Source organism: Ruegeria sp. CDSC068, from assembly GCF_059610545.1.
The window spans coordinates 145531-158405 of sequence record NZ_JBXWNV010000002.1 but is presented as its reverse complement, the minus strand read 5'-3'; the positions used below and the strand labels follow the sequence as shown (position 1 = coordinate 158405).

Genomic DNA, 12875 nt, shown 5'->3' with positions numbered 1-12875 from the left:
CCGGGCGTCTCCCCTTGAATTCAGTTGACACCATATGGCGCATTTGAATGCCCCGGCGCGACATTCATCCGACCAGTGATATAAAGAAAACGACCCGTGCACGGCGCAGAGCGTCGATTTTTCGTGCGAAGGGTTTCAGTTGCCCCCGACAGAGCACCGTTTGCTGCTGCCCAACGTGGCACAGGATGACTTACCCAAACCGCCCTTCCTGACCTTGACCTCAGCCGATGGGGCAACCTGAGGTTCGGGCTCATCCGCGTTCGCGTTGGCGTGGGCCACTTTGCCCATCAATCCCTTAATGAACCCACCGATACCACCTGTGCTGGCCACTTCGGTTTCCACCTCGCTCAACGCGGAGGCAAGCAGCAGGTTCTGCGTGCGAATGTAAGATAGCTGCGACAGTTCCTGATTTTCGAAGACTTCGCCGTTGGTGATGTCCATGACGCCCTCGGAATTAAAGCCCGAACTGCTTAGCGTGTTCGCTACCAAAGCGGCCGCATCCAGATTTTCCAGCTTGTCCTGACCCAACCTTAGCTGCGCGATTTGCATCGTTTCATAGAGATCGTGCATTTCATCCGCTATTTCGGGCTGCCGGATCAGGGGAACTTCGATTCCGTTACCGACAACCAGGGCCGGATGCGGTAGCAATGCGTTCAGGCCTGCGTAATCGACGAGGCCAAGAAACTCTCGGATCGTCGCATCGCTGGCATCTGCGTGAAGGCGGATAACCACCTCTTGATCAAAACCGATACGCCCTGTGAACGTGCGATGGTTGGTCTTTTTGGTATCATCCAGCAGATTTCCGGTTGTTTCGATGAAAGCGACGCCGTCAATCACCGCATACCCTTGTTCGGCCTTCATCCCATCCAGAAAAGCATCCTGCGCACTCAGTGCCAATCCGGCCAAAGTGTTTCGTGCCGCTTGGGGTTTGAGGGTGATATCAAGCCAGATCAGTTCACCTTCTTTTGCGTAAACAGTGCCTGTCTCATCCAGCTTTCGAAGCGCACCGTCTTTACCGGCAGCGTTGAGCTGCAGCAATTCGGCGGGCCCGCTGATTGAACTGATAAGGGGTACTGGCCCAAATTCTGAAAGAACTCTGGAGACTGCCTTGGCGTCGGGCTCGATCAGGGCATATTGCGTCCACCCTTCTGGGGGGCTCGGAAGAAAGGCTTTTGCACCGGCATCCCATAGCTTTTGACGTTCTCTCGCCGCTTGTTTCACTTCCCGCTCTTTTTGGCTTTGATCGAACCGAGCCGAGATGGTTTCAACATAGCCGCTCAACGAAAGCGTATCGTCCGTTTTTTTATCCTGCTGGAAGTAATCTAGCCCCGCAACGACCAGACCAACTATCAACGCAAACCCAATAAACCTTAGCGCGCCCATTATGACCTCAAAATCAATTGCTGCTCATTTTCGCAATTGATAGCAGCAGAATTGGGCACCCTTGTGGCTTTGAGGCGGAATTCCCAAGGATGCGCCGTTTCTACGTGTTCGACAGGATCTTTCCGGGGTTCATGATGTTATCGGGGTCCAGTGCCTTTTTGATGGCAGTCATATACGTGACCGCTGGTCCAAGCTCTTTGACCAGGTAGGGTTGTTTGCCCTGTCCGATCCCATGTTCGCCCGTGCACGTGCCTTCCATCGAAATAGCCAGATCATTCAGCCAACCGACGAATTGGTCAGCTTTGCTGACTTCGTCCGCGTTTTCCATGTCGATCAGCAGCAAGGAATGAAAGTTGCCATCCCCGACATGCCCAACCACGGGGGCCATAAGTCCTAGCTCACGCGCTTTGTCCTGAGTCGCTGTGACGCACTCTGCCAAACGCGAGATCGGGACGCAGACATCCGTGGAAATTCCCCGCGCGCCCGGACGCAGTTGCAAGGAAGCCCAGTACATATCATGCCGGGCCTGCCAGAGTTTATTGCGTTCCTCAGTCGTTGAGGTCGCCGCAAAATCGGTGCCACCGAACTCTTCCGCGATCTGGTTGAAGGTTTCGGACTGTTCGACCGCACCGTTTTCCGATCCGTGGAACTCGAGCAAGAGCAATGGCGTTTCCGGCAGGCTCAGCCCGGAATAGGCATTAGCGGCCTGGACCGACATTTCATCCAGCAGCTCAATCCGCGCCACCGGAACACCATATTGGATCGTCATCATGACAGCCTGACAGGCCGCATCCACAGACGGAAATGAACAACGGGCCGAGGTGATCGCCTCGGGGATGCCCTGCAGGCGCAGGGTAAGTTCGGTGATGATTCCCAGCGTCCCTTCGGCCCCGATCAGCAGTCGGGTCAGGTCGTAACCCGCCGAGGATTTCTTGGCCCGGTGCCCGGTTCGGATGATCTGCCCATCCGGCATGACCACCTCAAGACTAAGGACATTGTCCTTCATCGTGCCATAGCGAACCGCGTTGGTCCCGGACGCCCGCGTCGCCGCCATTCCACCCAACGAGGCATTCGCGCCGGGGTCGATCGGAAAGAACAGGCCCTGATCCCGCAAATGAGTATTCAGGTCTTCGCGCGTCACACCCGGCTGTACGACGCAATCCAGATCACCCGGGTTCACAGCCAGCACCTTATTCATCTGGGTCAGGTCAACCGAGATACCACCAGCAGGGGCGTTCACGTGACCCTCCAACGATGTACCCGTACCAAATGCAATCACCGGTACCTTGTGCGTGGCGCAGGTTTTGACGATCTCGGAGACCTCTTCCGTGGAATGCGGAAAAACCACAGCATCCGGGGATTGGTTTTTGATCCAGGTGGTCGTGTGACCATGTTGTTCGCGGATTGCCTGACCGGTTTGCAACCGGTCACCAAACTTTTGTTTCAGGATGCCGACAGCTGCCTCGATCCCCACTTCATTTCGCGGCAAAGCGACTGCCTGCACCATGGTCTTCCCCTTTGAAACGCCGGGCTATTCGCCCAGCGCAATTCCCTCACGACGTGGATCGGCACCGCCGACCAGCACATCCCCGATCTCAATCGCATGCAGGCCCGATGTCAGGTCGCGCGGGTTCACTTCAAAACCCAACTCGATCAGCGGATCCGAAAACCCTTCGGCGGCGGTTCCCACTTCGACGTCATAAGTGCCAAAACGATTGACGAGATGCGGCAGTGAAAGGGCTTGCTGCACATCCATGTCCCAATCCGCCCAGGCGATGATCGACTTGGCAACATAGCCGATGATACGGCTACCGCCCGGCGATCCGATGGCCAGAACAGGCGCGCCGTCCCGCATCACAATTGTCGGGCTCATCGACGAACGTGGGCGTTTGCCAGGCTCCAACCGGTTGGCAATTGGAACACCGTCACTGTGCGTTTTAAACGAGAAGTCCGTCAATTCGTTGTTTAGCAGAAACCCGTTTGTCATCAGTCGTGAACCGAACCCGTTCTCAATCGTCGTCGTCATCGACAGGACGTTTCCGTACTGATCAACGATCGAGATATGCGAGGTTGAGGGTAACTCGATCGAGACATCGTCGGCCCAATTCGACGCATGATCAAACTCGGGGTTACCCGGTGCGACCTCTGTCAGGGCGGCTTCTCCGCCTAGCAGAGCGCCACGGTCGGACAGATAAGATGGATCAACCAAGCCCTGCGTTGGCATGGGAACAAAATCATGATCGGCCATGTAGCGACCGCGGTCGGCAAAAGCCAGACGCGAGGCATCACCGATCAGGCGCCATGCATTGGTGTCTTCGGGGCCCATCGCAGCCAGATCATAGCCGTCCAGCATGCCCAGAATCTGACCAACGGTCAGCGCGCCTGACGATGGCGGGCCCATTCCGCAGACCTCATAGGCGCGATAGGTTGCGCACACTGGTTCACGCTCAATCACCTGATATAGCGCCAGATCAATTCCCGACAGAACGCCCGGGTTGCCTTCGGCGTTGCGTACGGTGCTGACGATGCCAGCGGCAATCTCACCACCGTAGAAACCGGCCGAGCCTTCCTCGGCCAAAATATGCAGAGTTTCGGCATAGGCCGGGTTGGTCAGGCGTTGCCCCTGCTCAAGCGGCTTACCGTCGGGCAGGAAATATTCTGCGGTTGCAGGAAAGCGCGACAGGCGTTCGGCATCCTTTTCGACCAGGCCAGCAAGGCGCGGAGATACCAGAAAACCGGCGTCCGCCAACGCGATGCCATCGGTAAACAGGCTTGGCCAGGGACTGCGGCCCCAGCGCCGGTGTGCCTCTTCCAGCAAGGCCGGTGTCCCGGGTGTGCCCACCGACAATCCGCCGACAACCGCATCAAAGAACTTCAGCGGTTCGCCGTTTTCGTCATGGAACAGCCTGTGGTTCGCCTCAAGCGGGGCCGTTTCACGCCCATCCAATGTCGTCAGCTTGCCCGATGCAGCGTCATACCAAACCAAAAATGCACCGCCACCAAGGCCCGACGATTGCGGTTCGACCAACCCCAGCACAACCTGAACGGCGACCATTGCATCAGCCGCCGACCCGCCAGCGCGCAAAACCTTTGCGCCTGCTTCAACCGCCAATGGATTCGCAGCAGCGACCATCCAGTTTTCAGATGTGACCGGCTGCCCTGCCATCTTGGCCTCAAGCGCAGCGATCACCTCTTCGGTCAGGCCTTGCACCTGCCCCTCGGACGCGCCTTCGGGCGCAACGGCATCCGCCGTTTCCTGAGCAGTCAATGGTCCTGCCAGCACCACCGCCGACAGCAACACTCCCGAAATCAGACTTCGTTTCATCGTATCCTCCTGAAAATATGCGTGTGTAAATTGGCACCGCCCGCATCAAAACACGGGAAACACCTGATCAAAGCATTGCGGGGACCACCTGATCCGGTGGGCGGTGACCGTCTTCGAAAGTCTTGATATTTATAATAACTTTCTCGCCCATTTCGATCCGACCCTCTAACGTGGCCGACCCCATGTGGGGCAGCAGAACAACGTTTGGTAACTGTCGCAATCTTGGGTTCACATCCGTCCCATGCTCATAGACATCTAGGCCCGCGCCGGCGATTTCGCCCGAGCGTATCCGACGCGTCAGAGCGTTTTCGTCGATCACCTCACCCCTTGAGGTATTCACGATAACGGCTGTCGGCTTCATCAATTTCAGCCGTCGTGCATTCATCAAATGGAAGGTAGACGGTGTCGACGGGCAATGGACCGAAATCACATCCATTCGCGCCACCATCTGGTCGAGGCTTTCCCAGTAGGTCGCTTCCATCTCTTGTTCGGTCTCGGGGCGAAGCCTGCGACGGTTGTGGTAATGTACCTGCATTCCAAATGCGCTGGCACGGCGGGCCACGGCCTGGCCGATACGCCCCATGCCAAGAACGCCCAAACGCCGCCCGCCGATACGTCCGCCCAACAAGGCATTCGGCGCCCACCCGGTCCAATCGCCTTTCTGCATGACAGACAGACCCTCGGGAATTCGGCGGGTCACAGCGAGAATCAGCGCCATGGTCATATCAGCGGTATCGTCGGTCAGAACCCCCGGAGTGTTCGACACCAGAATGCCCCTCTGACGCGCGGTCGAGACATCGATATTGTCGACCCCTGCCCCGTAATTCGCGATCAAGCGCAGGTTTTCACCCGCTTGCCCCAAAAGGCCACCGTCGATCGTATCGGTCACGGTTGGCACCAGAACATCGGCGGTTTTCACGGCCTTCACCAGTTCTTCGCGGGTCATCGGGCTGTCATCGTCGCGCAACTGCACATCGAACAATTCGCTTAACCGGGTTTCAACCGCCTCGGGCAACCGTCGCGTAACGACAACACTCAGACGTTCTCTTGACACCTCTGCACTCCCACTGCTTTGCAAACCTTCGCGCGCCATGTCATCGTGGCGCAGGATAAGGCGGGGCACAAGAACCCCATAGGCATTGAGTCGACCTTTTTTCGAAGCAAGATCAACAGGCACAAGAGCAGACAGTAAGTGAGTGGTTTTCTACCCGTAAAACGCCTTGTTTCGGCGGCATTCGCTGTTTTCCTAACCGTGCTTGGCACCCTGCCCGCCAGCGCGCAGGACAAGCGTGGCCAAGTCACCAACCTGCCCCTTCCACGGTTTGTCTCGATGAAAGCCGCCGAGGGCAATGTGCGCCGAGGCCCATCACTGACTCACCGAATCGATTGGGTTTTCAAACGGCGCGGCATGCCACTGCAGATAACGGCAGAATACGGAAACTGGCGCAGGGTTCAGGACCGCGACGGCGCCGGGGGATGGGTGCACTACGCCCTGTTGTCCGGTGTTCGAACGGTGTTAGTCGATGCCGAACTACTGCCCGTGTACACCAGTCCGGACCCAAAGGCCCCGGTCAGCGCCCAATTTGAAACCGGCGTCGTGGCGCGCCTTGGCAGCTGTTCGTTGGATTGGTGTCAGATTTCTGCGGGCGGGTATCGCGGCTGGGCACAGAAAACGAACCTTTGGGGCGTCGACCCAGCCGAAATCCGAGAATAACCTAGTCGGATAGGGGTGTGCGCGCGATGAAATCGCAGGTCAGCTTGACCAGTTCCGGACCAACGTCTTCTTGCAAGAAATGCCCCGCATTCGGCAAGATAACATGAGGCTGCCCTGCGGCCCCCGGGCACAGTTTCTGGAACACCGCATCAATCCCCGCCATGACCAGATCATCGGCCCCGAAAGCAGTGAGGACAGGTGTCTGAAGCCCTCGGATCACCTCCCAAGCCCGCCGGTTCGGACCCGAGGACGGATCATCAGGCGTCGCTGGCACTAGCATAGGAAACTGCCGCGCCCCGGCCTTGTAACTTTCATCTGGAAAAGGCGCATCATAGGCCGCGATAACGTCTTCGGACAGTGACGATACAGTTCCGCCTTTCAGAATTCCACCGGCCGGAAATACCGGAACCTCCTGGCTGAACCTGCGCCAGTTCTCAAACGCTGCGCCCATTGGCTGATCGCCAGTTGGCAGCGCCGTGTTGGCAATCACTATGCGCGCGAACCTCTCCGGCATCTCTGCCCATAACCGCAGCCCGATTAGCCCGCCCCAGTCCTGGCAAACCAGAGTGATGTTGCGCAGGTTTACCTTGCGCAGCCACTCACCCATCCAAGCCACGTGCCGCTCATAAGTGTAGTCGCTTCGTTCAGTTGGCTTGTCGGATCGCCCGAACCCAATCAGGTCTGGCGCAACCGCGCGATGTCCCTGCGCGACGAATCCCGCAATCATGTGACGGTAAAGGTAGGACCAGCTTGGCTCGCCATGCATCATCAGTATCGGATCGGCCTCGGCTGGCCCTTCATCCACATAATGCATCCGCAACTGGCCGCCTTCGGTGTCATCCACCTGCGCGTAATTCGGTGCAAACGGATAATCTGAGAGCCCGTCAAACCAGGTATCTGGCGTACGTAGAAACTTCATTCTCTTCCCTTTCAGAGTTTCCAACCCGAACGCCCTGCCACCAATGCGCGCATCCAGCCCATCGCGAAACATTAGATTTCAAAAACCGCACCGCAAGATCAGGCTCTATGAGCGACCCATTCCGCATAAACGCCGCGGCCCTGGCAAACGACCAGATCACAGCAGGATTGAACACCTTTCCCAGGAAAACAAGCCACTCTCAGGTCTTCGGTTAGCGCCTTTAGATTTTTTTCAATCCGCACTCATTTTTTTGTCTGAAAGGTCTTGAACCCACCGATCAACAATCGTAGACAGCGCCTCACCGTTGGGGTGTAGCCAAGTGGTAAGGCAACTGTTTTTGGTACAGTGTACCGTAGGTTCGAATCCTACCACCCCAGCCACCTTTTCAAGAAAAGTCAGGAAAATAAGGGGCGACAGAGCCCCCGAAAAATCCGATGTAACACAGACTGCCAGAAATCGATACGGCGGTCTGTAGCGCAAACCCGGTGACTATGCAGGCCCCTAACTAATGCGCCGCGACCGTATTTTCTATTTCCGAAAACGCCTGCCAAAAAAAATATCAAACCAGGTCCCAAACCAGTTTCTTTGCCTGCCGCTGCAAACCGACCTCCCGCTCGACGCCGTGAAGCGCGCAGCCGCGTTGCTCACCGTCCTCGAGCAGATGGAGAAAATACACGTAGAAGCACTGATTAAAGATTCGCGGACCCCCGAGACCGCCAAAGCCGTCTTGACCGAGATGCTACGCTCAGCACTTGAGGTCATGTTGCAAGAGCAAAACCAAGACAGTGCCTTGAGCGCTGGCGAGGTCGACCAGAGGATCGAAGCGCTGCAGGAAGAAAACCGACGTCTCCGGCAGGCCGCAAGGAACAGACAATGGACCGACGTCGAGCCTTTGCTGCGCGCCGCTGGAGACCGCGTTGCCCTAAATCTTCCAACGCCGATTTCAAACGATCTGGGCAAACGTGCGACAGCTTTGCAACGTCGGCTCAATGACGCGGAAGTTGCCGCGCAAGAAGGCGACGACGTGCACTATGCCGGCTCGGAACTCTTGGCTGAACACGGCTGGATGACTTCGACAAGTTCGTTCAGGCACCGGTTCAGCTTTCCCGGGCACGCACAGGAACCACAAAAACTATCCCACCAAGGCCATGAAGGAAATAACAGCTTCCGTTTTTCTTTCTGTCTTTCTTTCAGCCTACGCCGCTTGATGTCAGGCCGCGACTAATCTTCGGTTTGCCATAGCAATCTTTGCAACACTAAGACGGGTATTTGCTCGAGCACGGATGTGCATTGGCACAAGAAACTGGGCGCGCCTGAACGCGCCCAGTTTCGTCAAGTCGCGACGTGAGATACCTCTTTGTCCGGCGAGTATATGTCCAAGATGTTCCAATGTCCGGTCGTTGGTGTTGGGTTATTGATCATTGGGACATCAAGGACAGTAGGTTTGCCGCTGGCAATTGCAGCTTCTAATGCGGGCAACAACTCGTCAGCAGTGCTGAGCCTGTGCCCTTCCGCGCCATAAGCTCTTGCAATGTCTGCATAACCCGGCCCGTTTGCGGGAGCTGCGGCTGATCCGGGGAACGTTGTTCCATAGGTCAGGCCGTAATGCGCCTTTTGAAGGCCCGCGATGGTGCCGAAGGCGTTGTTGTTCATCACCAGCCAGATGATCCCCAGATCAAGCTCAACCGCCGTTGCCAGCATCGAGGGATTTTGACCAAAACCACCATCGCCGACCAAACTGAGGACAACGCGATCCGGCGCCGCCAGTTTCGCCCCAATCGCTCCGGGAGGGCCAAAACCCATCGTCGCAAAACCGCCCGGAGTCAGTATCGACCCGGGTGTCAGGATATCGAACTGTTGTCCAACACCGTTCTTGTTCCACCCAACGTCAGTGGTGATGATGGCATCCTCAGGCAGTGCCTTGCGGGTATCTGCCAGAATACGCTCGGGCATCATCGGAAAGGCTGCTGAGGTCGCCATTTCCACGTTGCGCGCTTTGAAATCCGTCCGGAAGTCGGCGATCTTTTGTTCCAGAGCGGGACGTTTGAAGCCGTCGGGATACATCTCGCGGGCAACGCGGGTCAGAACGCGCAAGGCGGCCTTGGCGTCCGCGACCACACCGATCTCGGTGGGATAATTCCGGCCGATCTCCTGCGGTTCGATGTCGATATGAATGACTTTTGAGCCGGGAATGTTGAACGTGTAGTCAGGATACCAGCTGGAGCAATCGGCCTCTTTGAACCGTGTGCCCACGGCAAAGATGTAGTCCGCGTTCAGGCAAGACTGGTTGACCAGCTCGGTGCCCCAAAACCCGGTCATTCCCAGCACGAGCGGATGGTCGTCCCGCAGCGCGCCCTTGCCCATCAGGGAATGCGCGACGGGCAGACCCATATGTTCAACAAACTCGCGCAACTCCTCACTGGCCTGCGCCAACAGGATACCGCCGCCGACATAGGCAACCGGGTTTTCGGCCTTCGCCAGCGCTTCGACAATCTCTCGCGCTGTTTCATCGTCAATCGACGGTTTCTTGAGCGCGCGCGTGTTATCGTGGATACGGTCGAAGCTGTCCGAGGGGATCACCTCGGAGAAGATGTCCATCGGCACATTGACCAGCACCGGCCCGGGCTGACCGCTTTCAGCCAGATGGAACGCCTTTTCCAAGATTTCGGCCATCAGGTCGGCGCGATCCACCCGCCAAGCACGTTTGACGAAGGGGCGATAAATCTCCCATTGGGCAGCGTCTGCGTGCAGGTTCACCTCCTGATGCGGGTGTTTACCATAGTAGTGCGTAGGAATATCGCCCGCGATCACGACCATAGGGATACAGTCCAAGGCCGCGTTGGCGACCCCGGTGGCGCAATTGGTCAGTCCCGGGGAGAGGTGGGACAGCACCACCGAGGCCTTGCCCGTCACGCGGGCATATGCGTCCGCCGCGTGGCTGGCTATTTGTTCGTGCCGTACTGTGACGAAATCAATTGGACTTTCGGCCAAAGCAGCCAGAACCGCGATGTTCGTGTGGCCGCACAGGCCGAACACATGTTTGACCTCACGACGTTCAAGGAAATCGACGATGTGCTCAGCAACGGTTTTGCCTTCCAATTTAGCTCCGTCCATCACGCGACCTCCTGTCCGTAGAACTCACCGAACAGGTCCGGCTCCGAGGGGCGATCCTCGGGGATCGGACGGCTGACCCAAGTGTAGTTCATCATGTGTTTCATAGTGACGTTTTCGTTGGTGATGTTGCCGCCCCAGATGCCGCAGCCCAGGCTGCTGGTCATAGGCATGCCATTGGTCCAGGCACCCGCATTGGCCTTGGATTGCGGCTGTCGAACCATCATGCGGCTGACCGGAGCCAGACGCGCCAACCGGTCGATGTGATCGTCATTGTGGCTGTAGATGCCGCAGGAATGGCCTTTGCCGCCAGTGTTATAGATCTGACTGACCGTCTCCAGCGCGTCATCAAATGTATTGAAGTGATAAAGCGCCATCAGCGTAGTCAGTTTTTCCTTCGAGAACTTGTGCTGCGGCCCGATTTGCCCCTGATTTTCAACCATCAGAAACTTGCGATCTTCGGGGATGCTAAAACCGGAGACCTTGGCCGTTTGCTGCGGCGGACAGGCGATGGTCGGGAACGTACGGTTTCCCTTCTCGTCCCACATGGCCGCTTCTAGCATGGCCTTCTCTTCATCCGAACACAGGTAGCCACCCTCAGCTTGAAGCGCCTGGACCATATCGTCGTAAACTGAGCGCTGGATGATGATGTTGCCGTCGGCCGAGCAGCCCGACCCAAAGTCGGAGGTCTTTGAAATGCGAGTGTTCTGCGCAGCGATGTCCAGATCGGCGGTTTCATCGATGACGATGGACGAATTGCCCGCGCCGACGCCATAGGCCGGGCGCCCAGAACTGTAGGCCGCTTTGACCATCGGCTTGCCACCCGTTGCCAGAGTCAGGTCACAAATCTCCATGAGGTGCTGTGTTAACGGGATCGATGGTTTGCGGATCGACTGGAATAGGTCTTCGGGGGCACCGGCGGCACGGCAGGCTGCGCGCATGACCTCGACCATCTCAAAGGTGGTATGGGCGGTTCGCGGGTGCGGGCTGAAGATGACCGCATTCCGGGCGTTCGCGGCGGACACGCCGGTCACCGGTGGCGTCATCGCAGGGTTGGTCATGGGAATCAAGGATGCGATCACACCAGCAGGTTTGGCGTATTTCGAGAGCCCCTTTTCTTCATCGACTTCGACAATTCCCGTCGAGGGCGTGCGCAGGACATCACGCAGCACCATGTGAATCTTAAATCGCTTCGCAGGACGCCCTTCGCGATCTCCGATACCGCTTTCGTCCACGCCTTGCTGGGCCAGACGCGTGAAGGTCTTCTCGTTCCCAGCAAACCACGCAATTGCCTGAGACAGGCGGTCCAGCCTGTCCTGATCCCAATCCTCGATCTCGGCCATAGCAGCGCGGGCGCGTGCCAGCATATCGGCCGCCATGTTGCGGTCGTTTTCAGTGAGCTCTTTGCCCATGATGATCCTCTTGGTGTTTTAGAATTGCAGCATTGGGCACCCGACGCTGTGACCGCGCCTCGCCGAATGTTCGCTTGGCGTGGCTGAGACAGCGACGCGCGTGTTCTTCACATCCCAACTCAGCAACGCGGCTTTGGTTGGGTAATTCAATGGAGTAGTCGACGGGCGGCATCCGTTCGATGATGCCGGTGAAGTCAATCCAGCCTTCGCCGGGATAGAGCCGCGCATCGCGGGCCAACTGGATCATGCCCTCACGCGTATCGGCGATGCCAGGCAGGCAATCAGAGATATGCAGGAAATGAAACAGATCCGAGGGGACGTGTAGCAACTCTCCCAAATCCACGCGGCTGAGGTGCAGGTAAAGCGTATCGACCAGAATACCGCCGTTGGGCTGATCGGAGGCACGCACGATATCAAGCGCCTCATCCAGAGTGCGCAAGCGGGAGAAGCTTGGAAACTCAAGGTCCACTGTTAGCCCATACGGAGCCGCCAGTTCGCAGGTCTCGGAATAGACGTCGATCAGGAAGTCACGATCATCGCGGGTGTTGGTCCACGCGCTCATGATCATACGCTTGGCGCCCAGTTCCCCGCCGATCTCCAGCGACGGCTCGAAACTGCGCGGATCAACATCTTCGGTAATGCGCGCAAGCTCGACATCGAGGACTTTCAGACCGGTTGTTGAAAGCGCAGTTTTGGTAGCCTGCACCTGAGCCTTGTCGATCGGGGACTGGGTGAACTCTCCAGGCACATGCATCGGAATGAACCGGGGGCTGACGGCATCGTAACCGGCCCGTGCGGCGATATAGACCAGCTCGGGCGGCGTACAGCCAATCAGCGTCAGATGCGCCAAGGAATAGAGAGAGGGGCGTGTGCCAGCCTCTTCGGGTTTCGCCATGAATGACAGCTCCGGGTGTCTGCGAATCTTATTTTCATCACACGTAGTAAAAAATATCTGATATTTTTTAAAATATCAACTTTTAATGCTGAGCAGAAAATAGAAACGCCCGAGCA

Annotated in this window: 10 protein-coding genes and 1 tRNA gene; 3 read left to right on the top strand and 8 right to left on the bottom strand. The window is 57.3% G+C overall.

Annotation, left to right across the window (positions count from 1 at the left end):
• Positions 1-135 precede the first annotated feature (135 nt).
• The 4 genes from AC2FID_RS05465 to AC2FID_RS05450 form a co-directional block, all read right to left on the bottom strand.
• The gene (locus tag AC2FID_RS05465; RefSeq protein WP_496835796.1) at positions 136-1383 is read right to left on the bottom strand and encodes a hypothetical protein; all 1248 of its coding nucleotides are present in this window, start codon (positions 1381-1383) and stop codon (positions 136-138) included.
• Positions 1384-1483: 100 nt separating this feature from the next.
• On the bottom strand, positions 1484-2890 hold the full coding sequence (locus tag AC2FID_RS05460) for an FAD-binding oxidoreductase (protein ID WP_496835794.1): 1407 nt from the start codon (positions 2888-2890) through the stop codon (positions 1484-1486).
• 24 nt (positions 2891-2914) lie between these two features.
• Positions 2915-4708 carry a gamma-glutamyltransferase gene (ggt, locus tag AC2FID_RS05455; protein ID WP_496835792.1) on the bottom strand — a complete coding sequence of 598 codons (1794 nt, stop codon included), beginning with the start codon at positions 4706-4708 and terminating at the stop codon, positions 2915-2917.
• Between the two features lie 67 nt (positions 4709-4775).
• On the bottom strand, positions 4776-5762 hold the full coding sequence (locus AC2FID_RS05450) for a 2-hydroxyacid dehydrogenase (RefSeq protein WP_282169011.1): 987 nt from the start codon (positions 5760-5762) through the stop codon (positions 4776-4778).
• A gap of 198 nt (positions 5763-5960) precedes the next feature.
• Between AC2FID_RS05450 and AC2FID_RS05445 the strand changes: the two genes are divergently transcribed.
• Positions 5961-6422 carry an SH3 domain-containing protein gene (locus AC2FID_RS05445; RefSeq protein WP_234416571.1) on the top strand — a complete coding sequence of 154 codons (462 nt, stop codon included), beginning with the start codon at positions 5961-5963 and terminating at the stop codon, positions 6420-6422.
• 1 nt (position 6423) lies between these two features.
• On the opposite strand, the gene AC2FID_RS05440 is transcribed toward AC2FID_RS05445, so the two are convergent.
• Positions 6424-7341 carry a haloalkane dehalogenase gene (locus AC2FID_RS05440; protein WP_472723092.1) on the bottom strand — a complete coding sequence of 306 codons (918 nt, stop codon included), beginning with the start codon at positions 7339-7341 and terminating at the stop codon, positions 6424-6426.
• 305 nt (positions 7342-7646) lie between these two features.
• Between AC2FID_RS05440 and AC2FID_RS05435 the strand changes: the two genes are divergently transcribed.
• Together AC2FID_RS05435 and AC2FID_RS05430 are read left to right on the top strand one after the other, a co-directional pair.
• Positions 7647-7721: transfer RNA gene (locus tag AC2FID_RS05435), tRNA-Gln, on the top strand.
• 128 nt (positions 7722-7849) lie between these two features.
• Positions 7850-8566 (top strand): hypothetical protein, encoded by a 717-nt coding sequence (locus AC2FID_RS05430; RefSeq protein WP_496757461.1) that lies wholly within the window; start codon positions 7850-7852, stop codon positions 8564-8566.
• Positions 8567-8673: 107 nt separating this feature from the next.
• Here the strand turns inward: AC2FID_RS05430 and AC2FID_RS05425 are convergent, their stop codons facing one another.
• The 3 genes from AC2FID_RS05425 to AC2FID_RS05415 are packed head-to-tail and all read right to left on the bottom strand — an operon-like array spanning position 8674 to position 12759.
• Positions 8674-10455, bottom strand: a complete 1782-nt coding sequence (locus AC2FID_RS05425; RefSeq protein WP_496835790.1) for a thiamine pyrophosphate-binding protein — start codon at positions 10453-10455, stop codon at positions 8674-8676.
• Positions 10455-11864 carry an aldehyde dehydrogenase family protein gene (locus tag AC2FID_RS05420; RefSeq protein ID WP_496835789.1) on the bottom strand — a complete coding sequence of 470 codons (1410 nt, stop codon included), beginning with the start codon at positions 11862-11864 and terminating at the stop codon, positions 10455-10457. Before AC2FID_RS05420 ends, AC2FID_RS05425 begins: the two co-directional genes overlap by 1 nt.
• Positions 11845-12759: a sugar phosphate isomerase/epimerase family protein gene (locus AC2FID_RS05415; RefSeq protein ID WP_496835787.1), complete on the bottom strand. Its 915-nt coding sequence runs from the start codon at positions 12757-12759 to the stop codon at positions 11845-11847. The genes AC2FID_RS05420 and AC2FID_RS05415 overlap by 20 nt, the downstream gene beginning before the upstream one ends.
• Positions 12760-12875 lie beyond the last annotated feature (116 nt).